Genomic DNA, 22,749 nt, shown 5'->3' on the forward strand with positions numbered 1-22,749 from the left:
CCGGTCAGACCGGGGGACCCAGGGTCACACAAGGCCCACTACCTGGGGTTTTCCTCTTGAGACTGCTCCTCGTGGACAACCACGACTCCTACACCTACAACCTGTTCCAGCTCCTCGCCCGCGTGCTCGGATCGGAACCCCTGGTCCTGACCAACGACGACCCGCGTTGGTCCGAACTCGATCCGGCCACCGTGGACGCCGTCGTCGTGTCCCCCGGCCCGGGACGCCCGCAGAACGCCCGCGACCTGGGGCGCGTCCCCGAACTCCTCGCCCGCGCCGAGCTCCCCGTCCTGGGGGTGTGTCTGGGGCACCAGGCCATCGCGCACCTGGCCGGAGCCGAGGTGACCGCCGCGCCCGAGCCCCGCCACGGTCACCTGACCCGGGTCCGGCACGACGGCACGGGGCTCTTCTCCGGCGTACCGCAAAACTTCACCGCCGTGCGCTACCACTCCCTCTCCGTCTCCGAACCCCTGCCCGAGCCCCTGGTGGCCACCGCCTGGGCCGAGGACGGCGTCGTCATGGGCCTGCGCCACCGCGACCTGCCGCGCTGGGGCGTGCAGTTCCACCCGGAGTCCGTCGCCAGTGAGCACGGCGCGGACCTGATCTCCAACTTCCTCACCCTGGCCCGCGAACACGTCGGAGCGCCCCACCACCAGGTCAGGCCCCCGGACCGCGCCCGGGACACCCCTGGTGAGGGCCCCGCGATCCGCTACGAGACACTGCCCCACGCGGTGGACACCGAACGCGCCTTCGCGCACCTGTACGCCCGTGCCGACCACGCGTTCTGGCTGGACAGCTCCCGGCCCGAGGGGCCCGCCCGTTTCTCCTTCCTCGGGGAGGCCTCCGAGGTCCTCACCTACGACGTCGACGACCCGGCGGTGCGCGTCGGCACCGTCGACGGGACCCGTCTGGAGCCCGGGGACGTGTTCGCGGCGCTGGATCGCCGCACCCGCCACACACACCGCCCGACCGGACTGCCCTTCGACTTCGCCGGGGGGTACGTGGGCTACTTCGGCTACGAACTCAAGGCCGACTGCGGCGCGAGCCGGGCGCACACGGCCGCGACCCCGGACGCCGTGTGGATGCGCTGCGACCGCTTCGTCGCCGTCGACCACCAGGAGGGCCGCACCTACGTGGTCAGCGCCGACGGAGGGTCCGCCTGGATCAGGGACACGATCACCGCCCTGCGCGACCTGCCCCCGCTGCCCGAACCCGCCACGTCCCGGACACCCGTCGACCTGGCCGCTCTGCTGGACCGGCCCCGCGACGCCTACGTGGACGACGTCAAGACGTGCCTGGGCCACCTCACCGACGGCGAGAGCTACGAGATCTGCCTGACCAACCGGGTGCGGCTGCCCGACCTCGGAGACGGCGGTGACCTGGACTTCTACCGCCGCCTTCGGGCCGCCAGCCCCGCACCCTACGCCGCGTTCCTCCGTACGGAGGGGGTGACGGTGCTCAGCGCCTCGCCAGAACGCTTCCTGCGCGTGGACTCCGCGAGGATCGCTGAGAGCCGCCCCATCAAAGGCACCGCGCCCCGTCACCCCGACCCGGTGACTGACGCGCGCATCGCCTCGGACCTGCGTACCGGAGCCAAGACCCGCGCCGAGAACCTCATGATCGTGGACCTGCTCCGCAACGACCTCGGCCGCGTCTGCGAGGTGGGCAGCGTGGAGGTGCCCGCCTTCATGTACACCGAGTCGTACGCGACCGTGCACCAGCTGGTCTCCACCGTCCGTGGGCGGCTGCGCCCGGAGGTGTCGACGGTGGAGGCGGTCCGCGCCTGTTTCCCCGGCGGTTCGATGACCGGAGCGCCGAAGCTGCGCACGATGGAGCTCATCGACCGGCTGGAGTCGTCCGCGCGAGGGGTGTACTCCGGGGCGCTGGGCTACATCTCGCACACCGGAGAGGCGGACCTCAGCATCGTCATCCGCACGGCCGTGCGTGCTGACGGGGAGGTCACCGTGGGAGCTGGCGGCGCGATCGTGCTGGACTCCGACCCCGAGGACGAGTACGAGGAGATGCTCCTCAAGGCCGAGGTCCCCGCCCGAGGCCGCTGACGCCATCCCGCGTGCGCGGGGAACAGGCCCTTTCACCTGCGAACCTACCGGCGGCAAGGGGTCGGTTTCCCACCTCTCGAAACGGACACATCCGACTCCACCCTTGCGGCGGGACGAACAGCGTGGGTGCTCCCCTCCACGATGCTCCAACACAGCCGTGTTGTGGCCGACCCGGGGACACAGGGTGTTCCGGTGGAACATGGTTGCCCGGGCAACTAATGTCGGCGGCACCATCCAGGCCCACGGAAGTCACCTGCGGAGTGATCCAGCATGTCCACGATCCTGTTCCTGATGACCGGCGCCGACCACTGGACCCTGGCGGACGGCACCCGACACCCCACCGGCTTCTGGGCTGAGGAGGCCGTGGCCCCCTACGAGGCGTTCAGGGACGCTGGCCACGAGGTCGTCGTCGCCACCCCCGGCGGGGTCGTGCCGCCCGTGGACCGGGGCAGCCTGGAGGCGGACGCCAACGGCGGCCAGGAGAACGCGGACCGGATCTCCGCCGTCCTGGACTCCTTCACCGAACTCCACTCTCCGCTCAGCCTCGAGGAGGTGGACCTCGGTGACTACGACGCCGTCTACCTGCCCGGCGGACACGGACCCATGGAGGACCTGGCGGTGGACCCCCTCGCCGGTGACCTCCTCACCACAGCGCTCGACACGGGAAAGCTGCTCGGCGTGGTCTGTCACGCCCCCGCCGCCCTGCTGGCCGCCGAGGGACCGGACGGAGCGAACCCGTTCGCCGGGTACCGGGTGAGCGCGTTCACCAACGCGGAGGAGGAGCAGGCTGGGCTCGCGGACCGGGCCGTGTGGCTGCTCCAGGATCGCCTGGTGGAGGCCGGGGTGGACTTCCAGGAGGGCGAGCCGTGGGCTCCGAAGGTCGTCGTGGACCGCACCCTGGTCACCGGCCAGAACCCCGCGTCCTCCGCCCCGCTGGCCCAGGAGATGCTCAGGTTGCTGGGCTGAGGCCCAGCGCGCTGACCGGCGGAAAACCGGTTGCTCCACCCGCTGGTCAGCGCCACCCCGGCCCACGAGCATTCGGGCCAGGTACACCGACACCACGATCACCGTGTGCCAGGCCTACGCACCCGCGATCGGGGTCCCCGCCGCACGTGAGGGCCGCTTTCCGGCGTCGTGGAAGCGCGAGCGGATGCTGGATCAAGCCAGGGCGAGCTGGACACGGCCGCCGGGCTGTTACCGCAGGAGAGTCCCTACGCGGTCGCGGACCGGATCGTCGACCATCTGCCGCCCCCGGGGCGCCAGTGAGGCGTTACTCTGCGGAACATCCACCCGGCCGCTGACGACGCACCACCGCTATCCGGCCGGTTCCGCGCGGGCACGCATGCCGTGGCGCGAGTACATCCAGGCGGTGCCGCAGGTGAAGGGGACCTCGGCGCAGCCCTTGGACAGGCAGGGTTCCCAGGCCCCACAGCGCTCCTTCCTGATGGTCTTCCCGCCGCGCGGATCCGGTTCGTCGGGCCCCAGGGTCGCCAGCAGCGCGTGGGCCTCCTCCGTGCCGAACGCCGAGACGGCCTGCCCGCGCAGCTCTCGCTCCCGGACCGCGTCGAGGCCGTCACGGAACACCAGCGCGTCGGACAGGGTGCGGCGGGCCAGGTGCACCACCTCCCGCTGCGCCGGGCTGAGGTGGGGGTGCGAGCGTTCGTAGCGTCGCAGCTGTTCCAACCACAGGTCACGACGTGCGCGGGGAGGGAGTTCGGCGAAGACGAGGCGGCGGCGGATGAGGGGGTGGGCGGTGAACTCGTCGTAGTCCCGGGGCAGGCGGTCCCGGTTGGCCTCCACCCACTCGCGGGCCAGACCGTGGTCGGAGCGCGCCAGCGCGGGGGTGCGGCCCGCCAGGGCCAGGGTCATGACGACGACCCATCCGGCGTGCAGCCGCTGGAGGCGTGGCCGCACCGACTTCCCGGGGGAGGGGACCCGGGGCCGTTCCCAGGGGGCGCGGCGGCGCTGGCGGCTGAGCTCGCCCAGGGCCTCGACGACGCGCAGGGCGGCCTGCGCGCCCAGCCCGCGCAGGAGCGGCCGCACCATGGAGACCCCGCTCCAGCATCGGATCTCGGAACCCCGGTGGCGGACCAGCGTCGGGACCCACGGGGCGTTCGGCCCCCACTGCCGGACCCGCCACTCGCGCACCTCGGGGTGGGTGAGCGGGAGCGTCTCCAACCTGCCGCCCGACACCGACTCCACCGTGCTGGAGATGTCCGCGCACCTGTCGCACGAGGAGTCGAAGGCCAACACGTACCGAACCCGAATGTCCCTCATGATCTCCCTTCCCGCACCGCCGCGTCCCAGTGTCAAGGGGAGTTGGTCGTCTTGGGTCGGCTTTTCGGAACTTGGTACGTCCAATCCACGGCCCCTGGGGGCAATACCGGAGCGAACACGGATGTATCCGCGCCCGCGCCGCTGGTCAGGAGCTCTTTTTGGTGGTCCCTTGGGAGACGTATCGGCCTGGCCGGGGAACCCGGAGGGACACACGGTTCTCCGAGGTCAGGCGGCCTTCCCGGAGAGGGGAACCAGGTCGGCGCGGAGGGCGGGGTCAGGCCATCATGTGGGGGACCAGGCGCTCCAGTTCGGTGACGGCGGCGGCGACCGAGGGGCGCTCCCGGGCTCCGGCGCGGGTGAAGGTGAGCAGTGAGCGGGCCGGGGTCGGGGAACCCTCCAGGCGCAGGCGGGTGACGGGCAGGTCCAGGGACAGATCCGCCGACCTCGGTATGAGCGCCACCCCCAGGTCGTGGGCGACCAGCGCCGCCACCGAACTCCACTCCAACGCCTGGTGACGTCCCTGCGGGGTGAAACCGACCGCCCCGCAGGCGGTCATGGCGTGCGCGTGACAGGTCGTGCCGGGCTGGGGCAGCACCCACGACTCCCGGGCGGTCTCGGCCAGCGGCACACTGGTCCGCTCGGCGAGGCGGTGCCCCCGCGCGACGAGCAGGTCGAAGGGGTCCTCGAACAGGAACGCCTGGTCGAAGCGGGTGTCGTCCAGCCCGGGCGTGCTGGGCGCGGACTCCACGATGGAGAGGTCGATGTCACCCCGGAAGAGCAGGTCGAGACTGTCCCCGGGCTCCGATTCCAGGATCCGTACGTCCAGGCGCGGGTACGCTGTGCGCAGAGCGGCGGCCATGGGCGCCAGCAGGCGGGTCAGCACGACGGGAAAACCCGCCACCCGCAGCGGCCCGGCCGGTTCCGCCTCCAACCCGCGCATCTCGATCTCCGCCCGCTCCCAGCGGGCCTGGATCGCGTCCGCGTGCTCCAACAGACTCCGGGCGGCCGGTGTCAGCCGCACACCACGCCCCAGGGGTTCCAGCAACGGCACCTCCAGCTCCCTTGAGAGCTGGCGGATCTGCTGTGAGGCCGCCGAGGGCGTGAAGTGCAGCGCCTCCGCGGCGGCCGTCACTGTTCCGTGGTGGGCCACGGCCCGCAGGATCCGAAGCCGACGAAGATCAATCATGTAGTCGATTCTTCACAGTGCCATCCAGAAACTCAACCTGGACCGTGAGGGTTCGTGGGCGTGATGCTGGATCGCAGGAAGACCACACCGAACGAGAGGTGCTCGATGACCAGTGTCTGCCCCCACTGCGGATGGCCGGACGACCAGCCCTTCGCGGTGCTCTCCCAGCACCGGACCGGCACGGGGATGACCGTGTGGTCGCGCTGTGTGTGCGGCTCGACCCAGGTCCGCGAGATCGGCGTCGCGGGCACACGGATCGTCTCCCGCGGCCGTCCCACCGGTGCCCCGCGCACCCCCGGCTGCAACGCCTGAGCGCCCCGACGGCACCGCCGGAACCGTGACGGGGGTCCGTCCACGGGAACGGTGCGGAAATCGTGGTCAGGGGGTGGTCCGCGATACGGTTATGGACATGGGGAACACACCGGCGCGACCGTCTACTTCGGCCGAGGACTACGTGAAGGTCATCTACGACCTCCAGGAGCGCGGAACCGGGCCGGTGACGATTTCGGGGATGGCCGAGCGGCTGTCGGTGTCCAACTCGTCGGTGTCCGGAATGCTCCGCAAGCTCAACGAACTGGGTTTCGTGGAGCACCAGCGGTACGGCAACGTGAGCCTCACCGAGACCGGAACCAAGGCGGCCCTGGCGGTCCTGCGCCGCCACCGGCTGCTGGAGACCTACCTGGTGGCCGAGCTGGGTTACTCGTGGGACGAGGTGCACGACGAGGCCGAAATCCTCGAACACGTGGTCTCGGACAAGTTCGTCGACCGCATCGCCTCCCACCTGGGGGATCCGGTGGTGGACCCGCACGGGGACCCCATCCCCACCCGTGAGGGCGCCATCGTCGAACGCGAGTCCGTGCTGCTCTCCGAGGCCGAGGCGGGGACGACCGGTGTGATCGTCCGGGTCAACGACACCGACCCCGAACTCCTGCGCTACCTGGCCGACATCGACATCGGTATCGGCATGCGCGTGGAGGTCGTGGAGCGGCTCCCCTTCGCCGGTTCCCTCCAGCTCTCGGTCCGCCCGGAGAAGGGCGAGGAGGTGCGGGAACAGGCCCTGGGCCTGATCGCCGCCGAGGCCCTCTGGCTCAGCCCCGAGGAGTAGCCGCCCGGCGCCGCGCGCTCGCGCGGACACCGGGCGCGGGACGGCCTAGGCCAGGGGCCGGGCCCCGGGGCGGCCGTTCTCGATGACGAACCGTGCCCGGTCCCGGATGGGCGAACCCGGCCTGCTCACGTAGTCCAGCACCCGGTAGTCGGCGGTCCACTCGGTGGGAGTGACCGTGTTGCGCACGTAGCCCCGGTGACGGTTGATGAACTTGATGTGCGGGTTCTCGGCCAGCTGGACCGCGTCGCCCGGGTTCTGCTCCGTGCCGTCCCTGCCGCTGGTGAAGGACGTCCCCACCAGTTCGGTGGCCACCGTCCTGGATCGGGGGTCGTCGAAGTCGGCCTTGACGTCCACCACGTAGTTGGCGTGCACGTCACCGGTGAGCACGACCGGGTTGGACACCCCGGCGATCTCGTCCCGTACCCCGTCCCGCTCCACCTGGTAGTTGTCCCAGGCGTCGTCGCTGAAGGTGCTCGACTCACCCTCGGTGAAGTCCCGCTGGGAGAAGAACACCTGCTGCGCCAGGACGTTCCATCTGGCCTTGGAGGACGACAGCCCCCGGGACAGCCACCGCCGCTGGTCGGCGCCGAGCAGGGTGCGCTCGGGGTCGTCGCGCTCGGAGTCCTCCACCTGCGCGTCGCGGTACTGGCGGGTGTCGAGCAGGTGCAGGTCGACCAGGTTGCCGAAGGTCAGCCTGCGGTACAGGTGCAGGTCGGGACCGGCCGGGCGCTGGGCGGCGCGCAGCGGCATGTGCTCGTAGTAGGCCTTGAGCGCGTGTTCGCGCCGGAGCAGGAACTCCTCCGGGGGGATGTCCTCCTCGTAGGAGGTGTCGTCGGCCCAGTTGTTCTCCAGTTCGTGGTCGTCGAAGACCACCGCCCACGGGAACGCGGCGTGGGCCGCCTGGAGGTCGCGGTCGGTCTTGTACTGGGCGTGCCGCAGCCGGTACTCGGCCAGGGAGCGGACCTCCACCTCGGGGAAGTGGCCGCGACCGATGCTGCCCTGGTCGGGGGTCTCGTAGATGTAGTCACCGAGGAAGGCGACCAGGTCCAGGTCTTCCTGCGCCAGGTGCGACTGGGCGGTGAAGTGGCCGTGGGTGTAGCTCTGGCAGCTGGCGAACGCGAAGTCGAACCGGCCGAGGCGCGTGCCCGGAACGGGAGCCGTGCGGGTGCGGCCGACCGGGCTGATCTCGTTGCCGACCCGGAAACGGTAGAAGTAGTCGGCCCTGGGTCGCAGGCGTTCCAGTTCCACGTGGACCGAGTGGGCCTGCTCAGGGCCGGTCTCGACACTTCCGGAGGCGGCGAGCGTCCCGAAGTTCTCGTCGTGGGAGACCTGCCACTCCACCTCGACCGCGCTGTTCGGCATCCCGCCCAGGCCGTCCTCGGCCAAAGGGTCGGGGGCGAGCCGGGTCCACAGCACGACCCCGTTGTGGAGGGGGTCACCGGAGGCGACGCCCAGGGTGAAGGGGTCGGAGATCGTCGGGTTCCGGGGAACCGACGTGGCCGCGAGAGCGGCGGGAGAGCCCAGAGACGTGCCGAGTGCCGCGGCGCCCAGGGTGACGGCACCGCCGACCAGCGCCTGACGCCGCGTCGCGGCGAGCACGGGAGCCGGCACGGGGGAGTGGTCGGGGGATGTGGGGGATGTGGGTGTACCTGGCATCTACGGTCTCCTGGGTTCGAGCGGCGGACCGCCCCGGAGTACCCGGGACGGGAGCAACCGTGGTCCATCCGGCCATGGAAAGAGGTACGACCCAACCCCTACGCGGTGAACATTACCTCCGTTTCGGCGACGGCAAGGTTACTGAGGGTCGCCACCAGGGTGTTTCGTCGACTCTGGGATGGTACGTTCGCCACCGTCCCGTTCCCACCCCCCATAACCCCGGCGGCGAAGCGCGTCCCGCGCCCTGAGGCACGTGTCGGGGCCGCCGGCCGCGACGGGTCACGCCCGGTGGGGTCGAACTCCCGCCACAACTGACAGCCCGTGAGTCACTCTCCGTGATGGGACGTCGTTCCACGCCGCGCCGCCTCCCCCGGCCCCGACTCAGGTCAGGCGGACGACGTGTTTGCCCCGCACACCACCGGCCTCCAGAGCGCGGTGGGCCTCCGCGATGTCGGCCAGATCGTGCACCGTGTCGACGACCGGTCGCACCTCGCCGCGTTCCACGAACCCGGCCAGGTCCCGGAACAGCGGCGTCCTCGGGTTGCCGCTGAAGAACACGGTCCGGCGGGAGCGCAGCAGTGTCGCGCCCGCCAGCCGCAGAGCTGAGGAGAACGACCCGACGGACACGGCCACCAGACGCCCCTTCGGGGTCAGGAGCCGCTGGTAGGCGGGCAGATCAGTAGCGACGATGTCGATGATCACGTCGAACCCCTCCCACCGGGCCAGCTCGGCGGGGCCGGTGGTGGCGTAGTCATGGGCCTCGTGTGCTCCCAGTCCACGGACGAAGTCGAGGTTGCGCGCCCCGGCCAGGCCGGTGACGTGCGCACCCATGGCCCTGGCCAGCTGGACGACCACGCTGCCCACCCCTCCGCTGGCGCCGCGCACGAGGACGCGCTCGCCGGACCGCACCCGTGCCCGGTCCCGCAGCGCGGTGATCCCGGTGGTGCCGCCCGCCAGCAGCGATACCGCCTCGACGGCGTCGAGCCCGGGCGGGCTGAGGGAGACCCGCCCGGGGCGCACGACCACGTACTCGGAGGTGGCGCTGCCCCCGGCGCGGCTCTGGAACCCCCACACCCGGTCGCCCACGGCGGGACCCCGCACCCGGGATCCCGCCTCCACGACCTCCCCGGCGAAGTCGATACCGATCCCCTTGGGGAACCGCCTCCCGGTCACCAGGGCCAGCCGCCCGGCGCGCACCAGCAGTTCCCCGCCGTTCACGCTGCTGGCGTGCACCCGGACGAGGATCTCGTCGGGGCCCGCCACCGGGCGGGGCACCCGGCCCTCGTAGAGCACCTCGGGCCCTCCGTACCTGTCGTACCGGGCCGCGCGCATCTCCACCACGGTCTTCTCCGTCCGTTCCGCTCCAAGGGGACGGAGCCCGACACCCCGTCCTCTCCCCAGGCAACCATTGAAACGGAGGGGGTACTCCGGTTGAGGCTAAAGTGAGAGGCATGCCGAACGAATCCTCTCGGAAGCCGCGATCGGACGCGCTGCACAACCGGCGTCGCATCCTCGACTCCGCCCAGGCGGCGTTCCTGGAGAGCGGGATCGAGGTGTCGATGACCCGGATCGCCCGCCGTGCGGGGATCGGCATCGCCACCCTCTACCGACACTTCCCCGACAGGGAGAGCCTGGTCAACGAGGTGTTCCGGGGAAAACTCGACACCTGCCTGGCCCGTCTGTACGAGGCCGCCGCCGACCCCGACCCCTGGCGCGGGTTCCGCGCGTTCATCGAGGACCTGTGCGTCATGCAGGTCACCGACCGGGGTTTCAACGAGGTCTTCCGCGCGGCCTTCGTGGGCGGGGTGATCTTCGACGAGCAGCGGATCCAGGCCGAGAACACCTTCGCCGAGCTCGCCCGCCGCGCCAAGGCCGCCGGGAGGTTGCGTGCCGACTTCGTCCGTGACGACCTCACCCTGGTGATCATGGCCAACAGCGGCATCAGCGCCGACACCGAGGAGGACGCGGTGGCCGCGTCCCGGCGGCTCGCCGCCTACCTGATCCGGGCGTTCGAGGCCGCACCCGACCACCGGGCCCTGCCGCCGGTGCCGCGACTGGGACCGCACCCGGTGTTGCGGTGACGCCGGGCCACGCCGCCTTCGACGGGCGTCCTACACTGGGGGAATGAAGCAACGACATTAGCTCCCAGGCCACGGCCGAGGCCGGTCCGAGACGAGACCCCGGGCACCACCGGGTGACCCCCACCCCCGGTGCCCGAGTCCGTTCGACCGAAAGACCTCCATGTCCACCCAGTCCACGCGCGTGCCCCACACGCGTCTGTCCAGGCTGACCCGGCCGCTCTACGCGTACGCCTTCCTGGAGGAGTTCGTCCTCCTCTATCCCCTGTACGCCCTGCTCTTCACCGAGACCGGTCTGTCCGTCCTCCAGATCAGCTCGCTCTTCGTCCTGTGGTCCGTGACCAGCGTGCTCCTGGCGATCCCCACTGGCGCGTGGGCGGACGTCGTGCCCCGCCACCACCTGCTCGCCCTCGCGCCACTCCTGACCGGTGCCGGATTCGCGTCCTGGCTGCTCCTGCCGTCCTACGGGTCCTTCGCGCTGGGCTTCGTGCTGTGGGGCGCGGCCGGTGCTCTGTCCTCCGGCGCGCTGGAGGCGCTGGTCCACACCGAGCTCAGTCACCGGGGCGCCGCCGACCGGTACGCGACGATCATGGGCGTCACCCGGGCCCTCGGCGTCGCGGCGGTGGGCACGGCGACCCTGCTGGCCGTGCCTGTCATGGCGCACGGCGGCTACGCGTTGATCGGGCTGGCCAGCCTGGCCGCCTGCGCCCTGTGCGCGCTGACCGGCCTGGCCCTGCCCGAGAGCCGTCCCCCACGTTCGGGCCGGGCCGAGGAGGTGTCGGCGGAGTCGGCAGAACCCGAACTCGGTTACCTGGAGACCATGCGGCTCGGTCTGGCGGAGGCACGCGGCAGCCGCCGCGTGCGCACCGCGATCCTCCTGGTCGTGATCGTCACCGCGTTCTGGGGGATGCTCGACGAGTACCTGCCCCTGCTGGTCTCCTCCGCCGGTGTCGCCACCGAGGACGTGCCCCTGGTCGTCCTCGTCGTCTGGATCTGCGTCACCGGCGGCGGCCTTCTCGCGGGCCCGGCCTCGCGCCTGTCACCGCGTGTGTTCGGCGCGCTCCTGGCCCTGGCCGCCGTGGCCATCGCCACCGGCGCCCTGTTGGGGAACGCCCCCGGCTGGATCCTGCTCGGCTGCGGGTTCGGGGTGTGCCAGATGGCGAACGTCGTTGCCGACGCCCGCCTCCAGGACAGCATCACCGGTTCCAGCCGGGCCACGGTCACCTCCCTGGCCGAGGCCGGGAGGGACACGGTGACCGGCGCGTCCTACCTGCTGTACGCGGGGGCTTTCCTGGTCCTGGGACACCCGCTGACCTTCGCGCTGTTCGCCGTTCCGTACCTGTTCGCGGCGGTGGTGACCGCTCGGGGAGGACGGCCGCGGCCCGCCGACGCCACCGGCTGACCCTGGCGGGCGGTCCTCCCTGGCGGGCCGCCCGCTCGGCCCGGCGATCCGGGCGACCCCGACCCTCCGACCCGCGTCTCCACCGGTGTCGGAGCCCCGAGGCTCCGGCACGGGCGCGGCCGGGACGTCCCCCTCGTCGCACCGTGCCCGAGGACGGCGGGTCACGGTGCTCGGGTCGTGGGTGACGAGGGGCCACCTGCGGCCCGACCGCTTTCCCCACGCCCCCTGTTCATCCCCTTGCGCCCGTGAATAGCATCGTTTGTTGTGACACACCAGACGACGGACACCGCGAACAGCGAAGGCCCGCGTCTCGCGTCCGTGCGCGGGATCAGCGTCAGTTACGACGACCGCGGCGCAGGATGCCCCGTCCTGTTCGTCCACGGTCACCCCTTCGACAAGACCATGTGGGAACCCCAGGTCAGAGCGCTGGCCGGGCGTGGCTACCGGACGATCGTCCCCGACCTGCGCGGCTACGGACGCAGCACCGTGGTGCCCGGGGTGACGTCGTTGGACACCCTGGCCCGCGACCTCGCGGCCCTCCTCGACCACCTGGGTCTCGACGTGGTCAACGTGGTCGGCCTGTCGATGGGCGGGCAGGTCGCCCTGGAGCTGTACCGGCTCTTCCCCGACCGCGTGGACGCCCTGGCCCTGGCCGCGACCAATCCGCTTCCAGAGACCGAGTCCGGCATGGCCCGGCGCCGAGCCATGGCGGCCCGCCTGCGCGAGGAGGGCATGCGCGGCTACGCCGACGAGATGCTGGTCGGCATGATGACCGCCGAGAACGTGCGGAACCAGCCCGCCGTGGCCGACCACGTGCGCGCCATGATGTACGCCGCCCCTCCTGAGGGCGCCGCCGCCGCGCAGCTGGGCCGGGCCACACGCCCCGACCACACCCTGCTGCTCCGGCACATCTCGGCGCCCACCCTGCTGGTGGTGGGCCAGCACGACGGTTTCACCCCGCCGGGGGGCGCCGAGCTCATGCACGTCCGCATCGCGGACTCGGTCGTGGAGATCATCGAGGGCGCGGGCCACCTGCCCAACCTGGAGCGGCCGAAGCGCTTCAACGAGGTCCTGCGCCGCTTTCTGGAGCAGGCGCGGACGCGTCCCCGCGACCGTTGACCGCGCCGTCGAGCGGGCCCCGGATCACACGGAGGTCCGCTCGACGGGGAGCCACAGTTCGCCCGAGGCGAGGTCGCCGTCGTACTCCACGCTCAGCAGCTCGGGGCCGTGTCGGTAGCGGTAGGCGGGGTTGGACGGGAACCACTCGGCGGCGGCGTACACCCAGACGCGCTGGACGGCCTCGGGGAAGGCGAGCCCCTCGAAGAGGAGGACCACCCAGGTCCCCGCGGGCACGTCCAGGGCCCGCATCCCCTCAGGAGTCCCGGCAGCCGAGGTCACGGCGGCCACGTAGAAGTCGACGTCGCTGCCCTCGCGCCGGTCGGGGTCGTGGGTGACGGTGACCGAGACGCCGCCACGCGGTTCCTGGTCCGACAGGTCCGCCAACCGTTCGTACACGTCGTCCCCGAGACCCAGGACGAAATCGGTCATGGGCCGGTTGGCGCCCTCGTGGACGAGCGGAACCCGGGTTCCGGGGCCGACCAGGCGGAAGGCGCCCTTGTCGACGATGCGGTAGCGCATGGCGGTGTTCCCTTCGATGGTGAGGTGGAAGGCCAGCCGTGACTGGGAGTCGAGCGCCGCGCCCGTCCGGCGGGCCTCGCCCGGGCTGATTCCGTGCATCGCCCGGAACGCCCGCCCGAAGGCCTCGGCGGACCCGTAGCCGTAGCGGACCGCGATGTCGAGGAGCGTGTCCCGGCCCCCGATCACCTCCGCTCCGGCCAGGGTGAGGCGGCGCCGACGCACGTACTCCGACAGCGGCATCCCGGACAACGCCGAGAACATCCGCCGGAAGTGGTGCTCGGAGGTGAGCGCGGTCCGCGCCATGGCGGCCGCGTCCACGGGCTCGCCCAGGTCCCTCTCGACCCGCTCCAGTGCCTCGTTCAACCGGTCCAGCACGTGTGCCTCCCTCTTTCACCACCGACGTTAGGGACACGGGATCCGCCCCGACCCGACCGTTCCCGTTCACCTCCGGTCGGGCCGGAGCGGGGCGGGGGTGCCCGTCTGCTGGTGGGAGAACCGTCTGTCACCACCGCGTGCCACCCTCTACGGTGCCAGTCCGAGCCCTCACCCCCTTCGGAAGGTGCCATGTACCGGAACGACCAGCACACGCCCCCGGACGAACACGGCCGCCGCGCACCGTTGGGAGGACGGTTCCACCGGCTCCTGGGGGCGGTGGGGCTGGGCAATCTGGGCGACGGGATCGCTGTGGTGGCGCTGCCCTGGTACGCCACCACCCTCACCGACGACGCGTTCCTGGTCGCCCTGGTGGGCGCGGCCACCCGGCTGCCCTGGCTGTTCCTGGCCCTGGTCGCCGGGGTGGTGGGCGACCGGATGGACCGGCGCCGCCTGATGATGGGTGCCGGTGCGGCCAAGGCGGTGCTGCTGGTGCTCCTGACCGCGGTGGTGACCCTGGGCGTGGGCTCGATCCCCCTTCTGGTCCTCATCGCGCTGCTGGTGGGCGCGTGCGAGGTGTTCTTCGACAACACCACGCAGTCAGTGGTGCCCTCGGTGGTGGCGCGTCCCCAGCTGGAGCGGGCGAACGGACTCCTCCAGGTGGTGGAGCGGGTGCTCAACAAGTTCCTGGGCGCGCCGATCGCCGGAGCGCTGCTGGCGGTCTCCACCGCCTGGGCCTTCGGCGCCCAGGCCGTTCTGGTCCTGCTCGCGGTGGTCTGCCTGGGCGGCCTGCGCGGCGACTTCCGCCCGGTGACGGAGGAGTCGCGGGAGCGCCCCTCCATGGGATCCATGCTGCGCGAGGGTCTGGTGTGGCTGTGGCGGCACCCGGTCCTGCGGCCGCTCGCGCTGGTCTCGGGGGCGTCCAACCTGGCGGCGGCACTGAACGGGGCCGTGCTGGTGCTCTTCGCCCAGGACGTGCTGGGCGTGGGCCCGCAGGGCTACGGGCTGCTGATGACCGTCACCGCCGCCGGAGCGGTCACGGGTGCGCTCGTCGTGCCGTCCTTCTCGGGCCGGATCCACCCCTCCACCTCCATGGCGGTGGTCCTGACGGTCCTGGGCGCGACCGGGCTGGCCGTCGGGCTCCTGCGCTCGGTTCCCGGATTCGTGGTCTGCTACTTCCTCACCGGGTTCGCCGTCACCTGGTGGAACGTCACCCTGGTCTCCCTCATCCAGAGGCTGACCCCAGACGCCCTGAGGTCCAGGGTCTTCAGCGCCCACCGCACCGTCTCCTGGGGGATGCTGTCGGTGGGCATGGGCCTGGGCGGGGTCCTGGTCTCCGTGCTGGAGGAACCGTGGGGCCGTGAGTGGGCCCTGGCCTCCCCCTTCGTCGCGTCGGGGCTGATAGTTCTAGCCCTCGCCGCGGTCTCCGTCCTGGTACTCACCCCGGGGAAGGTCGACCGCGCCCTGGCCGACGCCGAACCCCGGGGCGAGGCCGGGTCCGGCTTCCGGAAAGACTGACCCCCGGATCGGGAGGATCGGGAAAAACCTGGAAATCTTCGGGCAACATCCGTGTCTGGATCGACGCGGCGCCCTTCCAACCCGCACCATGGCCCCACATGATGGCCCGCAGGCCGACCCCGAGAAGGAGGTGGGCGGGGCGGGGTACACACGCCCCGCAGACTCTATGGACCTTGGTTTTCTGCGACCTCTGTACGAAAGCGACGGCCCGGTGGCCTCGGTGCACCTGGACACCAGCCGTGACACCACGGACGCCGACAAGAAGATCGAACTGCGCTGGCGGCACCTGCGCGAGGAACTGGAGGCGCTCGGCACCGACGCGACCACCCTCGACGTCCTGGAGGAGGCCGTGGGGGAGGGCAACTCCCGTGCCTACGGCGACCACGGACAGGCGCTCTACGCCTCCGAGGGCAGGCTCCTGGGGGCCCACACCCTCGCCGTGCCGCCCTCGCAGGACCGGGCGTCGTTCCTTCCCGTCCCCGACGCCCTCCCTCTGGCGATCGACCGCGGACGCCGCCTCCCCTACGTCCTCGTGGCCCTGGACCGGGTCAACGCCAAGGTGTTCGCCTACCCCAGCCACCCCACGCGCGGCCCGGTCATGGAGCTCGCCAACGAGGGTGAGAACATGCAGAACATCGACGGGGCCAGCCGTATCTTCCCCGGTCAACGCGGTGACGCCGGGGGGCGCCGCGCCGACACCGGCACCGCGCAGGACCGCTGGCGGGGCAACGCGGCCCAGGTGGCGGACCTCGTCCGCGAGGCGGTGCGCAAGGTGGACGCGGCCGTGATCATCGCCGGTGGCGACGACGAGGCCATCGCCTACCTGCGCGACAACCTCGGCCCCCGGCAGCTCAGCATCCCGATCAAGGTGGTCGCCGGCGGGCGCGGCGGCACCGACGCCGAGGAGCGCCTGCACGAGAACGCGGAGGAGTGCCTGCGTGAGCTCATCCACGAGGAGCGCGACCGGGTCCTCTCCGACTACGAGCGCAAGCTCGCCCACGACCAGGCGGTCAGGGGGACCACCTCCATCCTGCCGATGCTGTCGGAGGCCCGGGTGGAGACGCTGCTGCTGGGCGCCGACCGGGAGAACGAGCCCCATCTGTGGGGGTCGTACCACTCACCGGTCCTGGTGGACACCTCTCCGCGCGGTCTGGACGACCCGAACGCCGGGTTCCAGGCCCCGGCCAGCGCGCTCATGCTGCGCGCGGCGGTGATGTCGGACGCCGGATTCACCGAACTGCCCGTGCCCGAGCAGAGCGTGGACACCGGCACCACCCGCGAGACCCCGGACTCGGACGCCGGGGCCACGCTGCGCTTTCCCAAGCAGTAGCGTCCGGTCGGTGCCCCGCTCCCGCGCGCGGGAGCGGGGCACCCCCGTGTCCGGTCAGGAGTCCGCGAACACCCCCAGTTCGTTCCCGCTGGGGTCGGCGAAGTGGAAGCGCCGTCCGCCGGGGAAGTCGTAGGGACCATGGAGGACGCGGCCGCCCGCGCGTTCCACCGCCTCCACCGTGCGGTCCAGGTCCTCGGAGTAGAGCAGGACGAGGGGTCCGCCGCCGCGCACCTCACCGCCCGGGTTGAGCCCGCCCACCTCGGAGGTGCCGTCGGGCGAACGGATGCCCGCGTAGGCGCCCCCGTAGTCGTTGAACCGCCACCCGAAGGCCTCGGTGTAGAACCGCTTGGTCTCCTCCAGGTCGGTGACCGGGAGTTCGACGTAGTCGATGGCGTGGTGCCGCTGATCGCTCATACCCGGCATTGTCCTCGACGGGTCCGACAGAACGGCGCAGCGCGTGACGGGTGTCGGAACGCTCCGTCACCCCCGGGGCCCGCTCCGACGGCGCCACCCGTGGAGGGCCCCACCGCTGGAGGACCTCCCACCGCCGCGCGACGGAGTGCGGCACGCTCCCGGTGGCGGTCCGCTGCGAACTCCCCGCTCCGCTCCCGCGGGAACCGTCCACCGCCGTGCGTCGTGCTTCCGCTGGACCGATGATCCTTCCCTCGCCCTCCCCCTGGATATGGAGCCCCTCATGCGCCTGGTGATCGCCGACGACTCGGTCCTGCTCCGGGAGGGTTGGTCCGCCTGTTGGAGGAGGAGGGACACGAGGTTCTGGCGGTCCTGCGGTTCCTCGGTACCTGAGGCGTGGGGCGGCACCCTCTTGAAGGCTCACCGACCCCGCCCTAGGGTCGGTGGTCACACCCTCACCCACCGTGAGGTCCCCCCGACACGGAGGTCTGCCCCGTGCCCACCCCCGGCACCCGACGCCCGTCCCTCTGCCTGGCCGCCGCCGGAGCGGTCGCCCTGACGGCCTGGGCGTTCCCCGCGCACGCCGCCCCCGCCCCCGCCGACGTCCGGGTCTCCGACGGTCCCGCCCTGGAGGAGGCCCTCGCCGACGCCCAGCCGGGCCAGACCATCACCCTGGACGGCGGCGAGTACGTCGGCTCCTTCGTCGCCACCACCTCCGGGACCAGCGGTGCCCCCATCACCCTCACCGGTCCCTCCGACGCCGTCCTGGTCAACGACGAGCCCACGTCCGGCAGCGGCTGCCCCACCCCCGACACCCACAGCACCGGCTACGGCCTGTGGTTGTACGAGGCCGACCACTGGAACGTTCGGGGCCTCACCGTCACCGACTCCAAGAAGGGGATCGTGATCGACCGCTCCGACCACGTCCGCCTGAGCGACCTGGAGGTGCGGGGCATCGACGACGAGGGCGTGCACTTCCGCGACTCCAGCTCGGACGGGTCCGTCCGCGACTCCCGGATCTCCGACACCGGCCGGGTCCAGCCGGGCTTCGGCGAGGGCGTCTACCTGGGCTCGGCCCACAGCAACTGGGGCTGCTACGGGGGCGGGGACGGCGTGGACCGCAGCGACCGCACCGAGGTCATCGGCAACCACTTCGGACCCGACGTCCGAGGGGAGCACCTCGACGTCAAGGAGGGCACCCGCGACGGCCTGGTCTCGGGCAACACCTTCGACGGCCGGGGCATCTCCGGCCAGAACTTCGCGGACAGCTGGGTGGACGTCAAGGGTAACGGCTACCTGTTCGAGCACAACACCGGGACCTTCGAGCGGCCCGGGGTGTTCGCGCACGGCTACACCAGCACGCAGCAGGTCGACGGCGCGGGCTGCGGCAACGTCTTCCGGGACAACGACTCCGACCTGGGCGGGGTCGGCGGCTTCGCGATCGCCCTGTGGAGCCAGTCCGACTGCGCCGACGAGCCCAACGTGGTGCACGCCTCCAACACCGTCACGAACGCGACCCGGGGGCTGACCAACATCGACGTCACCCCGTGAACCACACGAGGCGCCCCCGTCCGAGTGGGACGGGGGCGCCTCGTGGTCTCGCTGACCGCCGCGGGGTCAGCCCTGCTCGGCGACCAGCTTCTCGGCACCGACCAGGCGCACACACACGGCCAGACCCTCGATGGCCTCCTCCAGCGCGTCCAGCTCCGGGAAGGAGGGCGCGATGCGGATGGTGCGGTCCCGGGGGTCGTCACCGTAGGGGTGCGTGGCCCCGGCGGGGGTCAGCGCGATCCCGGCCTCGGCGGCCCGGCGCACGACCTCGCGCGCGCAACCGTCCAGGACGTCCAGACGCACGAAGTAACCGCCCTTGGGGGTGGACCAGGTCGCCAGACCGGTACCGCCGAGCGCCTTGGTGAGGACGCGCTCCACCGTCTCGAACTTGGGCTCCAGCAGCTCACGGTGGCGGCGCATGTGCGCGCGCACGCCCTCGGCGTCGCCCAGGAACATGGCGTGGCGCAGCTGGTTGATCTTGTCCGGGCCGATGGTCCGCTTGCCCGCGAGCCCCTGGAACCAGCTCACGTTGGCGGGGGAGGAACCCAGGAACGCGACCCCGGCACCGGCGAAGGTCACCTTGGAGGTGGATCCGAAGACCAGGACGCGGTCGGGGTTGCCGCTCTCGGCACAGGCCGCGAGGACGTCGGCGATCTCCACCTCCTCGTCGGTCAGGTGGTGCACCGCGTAGGCGTTGTCCCAGAAGATCCGGAAGTCCGGGGCGGCGGTGGGCATGGCCGCCAGGCGCCGCACGACCTCGTCGGAGTAGGAGACACCGTCGGGGTTGCTGTACTTGGGCACACACCAGATGCCCTTGATGTCGGCGTCGGCGCTCACCAGACGCTCGACCACGTCCATGTCGGGGCCCTCGTCGGTCATCGGGACGGGGATCATCTCGATGCCGAAGCGCTCACACAGGGCGAAGTGCCGGTCGTAGCCGGGGACCGGGCACAGGAACGCGATCCGCTCGGCGTCGGCCCAGCGGCCGGTCCCTCCGGGCACCGTGCCCAGGAACGCGTTGGCCAGGCTGTCGTGCATGAGCTCCAGGCTGGCGTTGCCCGCCGCGATCAGCTGCTCGACCGGGACCTGGAGGAGGCCCGCGAAGATCTCCCGCAGTTCGAGGAGGCCCTGGGGCGCGCCCGCGTAGTTGCGGCAGTCGGTGCCGTCGGCGGCGGTGTAGCGGCCGCGGGGCAGTTCGAGCAGGTCCGCGGACAGGTCCAGCTGGCGGGAGGACGGCTTGCCCCGGGTCAGGTTCAGGGAGAGTCCACGCTCGACCAGGGCGGCGTGGTCGCGCCGGGCCGACTCCAGGAGCTCGGAGGGTGTGGGGCTGCTTGCGGTGGTCACGGGATGTTCCTTCCGATGGGACGCCCCCGGTACGCCGCACGTCGTGGAACGGGGTGCACGGGGATTCGCACTGGGATTGTCCCAGATCGCGGGCGCGCCGTCCCGGTCAGGTCGTCTTCCCCGTGTCCGACCGGCGCTCCGGTCCGTCTCCCTCAGCCGGAGACGGCCGGGTTCACGGGGCGGTGACCCCGAGACGGCCCATGAGTTCGGGCTCGGTGATGATGTCGATGCTCTGGCCCCTGGCGATGTAGGCCTCGGCCTGCCTGTGCTTGGAGGTCTTGCCTCCGTGGTCGCTGTCGGCCACCACCAGGACGTCGGTCTTCCTCGTCACGTTCTTGGCGGGCTGGCCCCCGGCCTCCGCGATGCGCTTCCACACCTCGGGCTTGTCCATGGAGCGCAGGTCTCCGGAGACGCACACCGTGCGGCCGTGGAGGGGACCGTCCGGGTCGGCGTCGGGGGAGGGCTCGGGGAGCGGGGACTGCGCGGCCCGCTGCCACCGACCGGACCGGTCCTCGCGGGCGGGCGCGTCCACCACGGCGGGTGAGGCCACCGGGACCGGTGCCGCCGCGAACGCCTCCAGGCGCCCCAGGCGCAGCCCGCTGACCAGGCTCAGCTCGGAGAGCGTGCCGGTGCCGTGGCGCCGCATGGCCGCGATCATGATGTGCGCGGCCGCCTCGGCGTCGGCGTCGGCCCGGTGGTGCCGGGTGATGGTGTGCCCCACGTGCGCGGACACCGTGGGCAGGCGGTGGTCGGGCAGGTCCCAGGTGCGCCGGGACAGCGCGAGGGTGCACGCGTAGTCGAAGCCGGGCAGCGCCAGCCCGGTGTGGGCGCAGGCCTGGCGCAGCGCCCCCATGTCGAAGGGGGCGTTGTGCGCCACCAGCGCGCCGCCCTGGGCGAACTCGACCACCTGGTCGCGCACCTTCTCCCAGGTGGGGGCGTGGGCGACGTCGGCGGCGGTGATGCCGTGCACGGCGGTGTTGTGCCGGGAGAAGAACGACACCGGTTCTGGCGGGCGGATGAGGCTGGTGAACCGGTCGACCACCCGCCCCTCGCTCACGCGGACCAGACCCACGGCGCACACGCTGCCGCGGTCCTGGTTGGCGGTCTCGAAGTCGATCGCGGTCCAGGTGTGGGACACCCTCGCCACCTCCCTTGCACTCGCGACGGAACGGATCGAGCGTACCGGGGCCGGTGCACCACCGGTGTCAGAACGGGTCGAAGGAGGAGACCGCCTGCTCGCGCAGGGGCGCGTCCCCGTCCCAGAAGGACTCACTGGAGGACCAGGCCAGGGTGTAGAACTCGCCCTCTCCGGCGTTGATGTTGCGGGCCAGCAGGCGCCAGGCACCCTGGCCCCGGTCCCAGCTGAACTCCCAGTCGGCGGCCGAGACGAAGGAGGTCTCGGAGGTGACGTCCTCCACCCTGATCCGCTGGTATCCGGGGAGCCGGTCCTCCGCGACGGAGTCGGTCTCCTGCTCCAGCACGTGCGCGTACTCGTCGTCGACCGAGTGGGGGGTGCGGTCGATCTGGAGATAGGCGTCGGAGGTGGGGGAGTCGTAGTACACGCTGGCGCCGTTCGCGCGACGCACCCAGCCGTCGGGGACCAGCAGGGCGAACCCGTCGGGATCCTCGGTCCAGGTCATGCCCTCGGCGGAGGGGTGCGATCCCGGATCCGCCACCGTGGCGCTGGCCCCGGGATCCTCGAGGTCGGCGACCGCCCGGCCGCTCCCGGCCCAGCGGTCGGCGACGGCCAGGGAGGCGGCGACGAGCAGCGCGGCCAGACCCAGTGTGAGCACCACCACGGGCCATGAGAGGCGCCGTGCGCGCCGCGGCGCCGGTTGGGTGGCGGTGGGGTCGGCCGTCGGTCCGTTCGGGCCGAGGGCGGCGGTCACGCCCTGCGGGCCGGACCCCTCGGTCACGCCCGGGGCGGACGGCGGGAGGTGGGCCACGGTCAGTGCCGAGGTTCCGCTCTCACCACGGGCGGCGGCGCTCAACAGCGCCCGACAACCGGGGCCGTCCAGACGGTGCGTGGGGTCCTTGACCAGCAGCCCCCGGATCGCCTCGCCCAGCGGCCCGGGAGGGAACCCGGTCGGATCCGAGCTGAGTACGGCGTGCAGGGTCGCCGGTACGCCCTCGCGCAGGAACGGGGACACCCCCGTCACCGCGTGGTAGAGGGTGGCTCCCAGGGACCACAGGTCACTGGCGGGGGTCGCTGGCTGGGAGTCGAGGCGTTCGGGCGCGACGTAGGCGGCGGAGCCCATGACCGTGGAGGTCTGGGTGATGGCGGCGGTGTCCACGATGGTGGCGATCCCGAAGTCGGTGAGCACCACCCGGCCGGAGTCGGTGACCACGACGTTCTCGGGTTTGACGTCGCGGTGGGTGATGCCCTGGCCGTGGGCGGTCTCCAAGGCGTCGAGCAGCCCAAGGGCCCAGGCGGCGGCCCGTTCCGGGGGAACCGGGCCGTGCTCGCGCGTCAGGCGCAGCAGGGAGTCGCCGTCCAGGAGCTCCATGACAATCCACGGTCGGCCGTCGTCCTCGACGATGTCGTACACGGTCACGATGTTGGGGTGCTGGCCCATAGCGGTGGCCTGGGCCTCGCGGCGCGCGCGGGCGGTCACCCGGGCGCGTTCCTCCTCGTCCAGGCCCGGTCCCAGGAGGATCTCCTTCACCGCCACGGCCCGGTTGAGCCCGGTGTCGTGTGCTCGCCACACCCGGCCCATCCCGCCCCGCCCCACCTCGGAGTGCAGTTCGTAGCGCTCGTGCAGTGTGCGGTGGGGAAGGACCACCTGGGACTCCTGTGGGGACGGGGCCGAGGGTACGGGTG

Annotated in this window: 19 protein-coding genes; 10 read left to right on the forward strand and 9 right to left on the reverse strand. The window is 71.8% G+C overall.

Annotated elements, in window-relative coordinates; genetic code table 11:
• Nucleotides 1-56: 56 nt before the first annotated feature.
• Nucleotides 57-2,060, forward strand: a complete 2,004-nt coding sequence (pabB, locus tag ACFW3L_RS04230) for an aminodeoxychorismate synthase component I (protein ID WP_378736206.1) — start codon at nucleotides 57-59, stop codon at nucleotides 2,058-2,060.
• A gap of 270 nt (nucleotides 2,061-2,330) precedes the next feature.
• Nucleotides 2,331-3,026, forward strand: a complete 696-nt coding sequence (locus ACFW3L_RS04235) for a type 1 glutamine amidotransferase domain-containing protein (RefSeq protein ID WP_378736208.1) — start codon at nucleotides 2,331-2,333, stop codon at nucleotides 3,024-3,026.
• A gap of 348 nt (nucleotides 3,027-3,374) precedes the next feature.
• On the opposite strand, the gene ACFW3L_RS04240 is transcribed toward ACFW3L_RS04235, so the two are convergent.
• Nucleotides 3,375-4,337 carry a bacteriocin fulvocin C-related protein gene (locus ACFW3L_RS04240; protein ID WP_378736210.1) on the reverse strand — a complete coding sequence of 321 codons (963 nt, stop codon included), beginning with the start codon at nucleotides 4,335-4,337 and terminating at the stop codon, nucleotides 3,375-3,377.
• A 274-nt stretch (nucleotides 4,338-4,611) separates the two neighbouring features.
• Nucleotides 4,612-5,523 (reverse strand): LysR family transcriptional regulator, encoded by a 912-nt coding sequence (locus ACFW3L_RS04245; RefSeq protein WP_378736212.1) that lies wholly within the window; start codon nucleotides 5,521-5,523, stop codon nucleotides 4,612-4,614.
• A 105-nt stretch (nucleotides 5,524-5,628) separates the two neighbouring features.
• Here ACFW3L_RS04245 and ACFW3L_RS04250 point away from each other — a divergent pair, with 105 nt between their 5' ends.
• Together ACFW3L_RS04250 and ACFW3L_RS04255 are read left to right on the forward strand one after the other, a co-directional pair.
• The gene (locus tag ACFW3L_RS04250) at nucleotides 5,629-5,835 is read left to right on the forward strand and encodes a hypothetical protein (protein ID WP_378736215.1); all 207 of its coding nucleotides are present in this window, start codon (nucleotides 5,629-5,631) and stop codon (nucleotides 5,833-5,835) included.
• 97 nt (nucleotides 5,836-5,932) lie between these two features.
• Nucleotides 5,933-6,628, forward strand: a complete 696-nt coding sequence (locus ACFW3L_RS04255; protein WP_378736218.1) for a metal-dependent transcriptional regulator — start codon at nucleotides 5,933-5,935, stop codon at nucleotides 6,626-6,628.
• A 45-nt stretch (nucleotides 6,629-6,673) separates the two neighbouring features.
• Here the strand turns inward: ACFW3L_RS04255 and ACFW3L_RS04260 are convergent, their stop codons facing one another.
• Together ACFW3L_RS04260 and ACFW3L_RS04265 are read right to left on the reverse strand one after the other, a co-directional pair.
• A complete protein-coding gene (locus tag ACFW3L_RS04260; RefSeq protein WP_378736220.1) occupies nucleotides 6,674-8,284 on the reverse strand; it encodes an alkaline phosphatase D family protein in 1,611 nt (536 codons plus the stop codon).
• Between the two features lie 381 nt (nucleotides 8,285-8,665).
• A complete protein-coding gene (locus ACFW3L_RS04265; protein WP_378736922.1) occupies nucleotides 8,666-9,616 on the reverse strand; it encodes an NAD(P)-dependent alcohol dehydrogenase in 951 nt (316 codons plus the stop codon).
• A gap of 119 nt (nucleotides 9,617-9,735) precedes the next feature.
• Here ACFW3L_RS04265 and ACFW3L_RS04270 point away from each other — a divergent pair, with 119 nt between their 5' ends.
• The 3 genes from ACFW3L_RS04270 to ACFW3L_RS04280 all read left to right on the forward strand — a co-directional run bounded on the left by ACFW3L_RS04270 (nucleotide 9,736) and on the right by ACFW3L_RS04280 (nucleotide 12,883).
• Nucleotides 9,736-10,365: a TetR/AcrR family transcriptional regulator gene (locus ACFW3L_RS04270; protein WP_378736222.1), complete on the forward strand. Its 630-nt coding sequence runs from the start codon at nucleotides 9,736-9,738 to the stop codon at nucleotides 10,363-10,365.
• Between the two features lie 160 nt (nucleotides 10,366-10,525).
• Nucleotides 10,526-11,764 carry an MFS transporter gene (locus ACFW3L_RS04275; protein WP_378736224.1) on the forward strand — a complete coding sequence of 413 codons (1,239 nt, stop codon included), beginning with the start codon at nucleotides 10,526-10,528 and terminating at the stop codon, nucleotides 11,762-11,764.
• Nucleotides 11,765-12,028: 264 nt separating this feature from the next.
• Complete coding sequence (locus ACFW3L_RS04280) at nucleotides 12,029-12,883, forward strand: alpha/beta fold hydrolase (protein WP_378736226.1); 855 nt, start codon at nucleotides 12,029-12,031, stop codon at nucleotides 12,881-12,883.
• A 24-nt stretch (nucleotides 12,884-12,907) separates the two neighbouring features.
• Here the strand turns inward: ACFW3L_RS04280 and ACFW3L_RS04285 are convergent, their stop codons facing one another.
• Complete coding sequence (locus tag ACFW3L_RS04285; RefSeq protein WP_378736228.1) at nucleotides 12,908-13,777, reverse strand: helix-turn-helix domain-containing protein; 870 nt, start codon at nucleotides 13,775-13,777, stop codon at nucleotides 12,908-12,910.
• A gap of 189 nt (nucleotides 13,778-13,966) precedes the next feature.
• Here ACFW3L_RS04285 and ACFW3L_RS04290 point away from each other — a divergent pair, with 189 nt between their 5' ends.
• Entirely contained in the window at nucleotides 13,967-15,292 is a 1,326-nt protein-coding gene (locus ACFW3L_RS04290) for an MFS transporter (RefSeq protein WP_378736230.1), read from the forward strand.
• A gap of 166 nt (nucleotides 15,293-15,458) precedes the next feature.
• Nucleotides 15,459-16,622, forward strand: coding sequence for a hypothetical protein (locus tag ACFW3L_RS04295; RefSeq protein ID WP_378736232.1), 1,164 nt, complete (start codon nucleotides 15,459-15,461; stop codon nucleotides 16,620-16,622).
• A gap of 54 nt (nucleotides 16,623-16,676) precedes the next feature.
• On the opposite strand, the gene ACFW3L_RS04300 is transcribed toward ACFW3L_RS04295, so the two are convergent.
• Nucleotides 16,677-17,036, reverse strand: a complete 360-nt coding sequence (locus tag ACFW3L_RS04300) for a VOC family protein (protein ID WP_378736234.1) — start codon at nucleotides 17,034-17,036, stop codon at nucleotides 16,677-16,679.
• A gap of 492 nt (nucleotides 17,037-17,528) precedes the next feature.
• Here ACFW3L_RS04300 and ACFW3L_RS04305 point away from each other — a divergent pair, with 492 nt between their 5' ends.
• Nucleotides 17,529-18,584 (forward strand): right-handed parallel beta-helix repeat-containing protein, encoded by a 1,056-nt coding sequence (locus ACFW3L_RS04305; RefSeq protein WP_378736236.1) that lies wholly within the window; start codon nucleotides 17,529-17,531, stop codon nucleotides 18,582-18,584.
• A gap of 66 nt (nucleotides 18,585-18,650) precedes the next feature.
• On the opposite strand, the gene ACFW3L_RS04310 is transcribed toward ACFW3L_RS04305, so the two are convergent.
• The 3 genes from ACFW3L_RS04310 to ACFW3L_RS04320 form a co-directional block, all read right to left on the reverse strand.
• Entirely contained in the window at nucleotides 18,651-19,928 is a 1,278-nt protein-coding gene (locus ACFW3L_RS04310) for an aminotransferase class I/II-fold pyridoxal phosphate-dependent enzyme (RefSeq protein ID WP_378736238.1), read from the reverse strand.
• Between the two features lie 172 nt (nucleotides 19,929-20,100).
• Nucleotides 20,101-21,066, reverse strand: a complete 966-nt coding sequence (locus ACFW3L_RS04315) for an exonuclease domain-containing protein (protein WP_378736240.1) — start codon at nucleotides 21,064-21,066, stop codon at nucleotides 20,101-20,103.
• A gap of 67 nt (nucleotides 21,067-21,133) precedes the next feature.
• Nucleotides 21,134-22,711, reverse strand: coding sequence for a serine/threonine-protein kinase (locus tag ACFW3L_RS04320; RefSeq protein ID WP_378736242.1), 1,578 nt, complete (start codon nucleotides 22,709-22,711; stop codon nucleotides 21,134-21,136).
• Nucleotides 22,712-22,749: the final 38 nt, after the last annotated feature.

It is taken from the genome of Nocardiopsis sp. NPDC058789 (assembly GCF_042745575.1).
GTDB lineage: Bacteria > Actinomycetota > Actinomycetes > Streptosporangiales > Streptosporangiaceae > Nocardiopsis > Nocardiopsis eucommiae.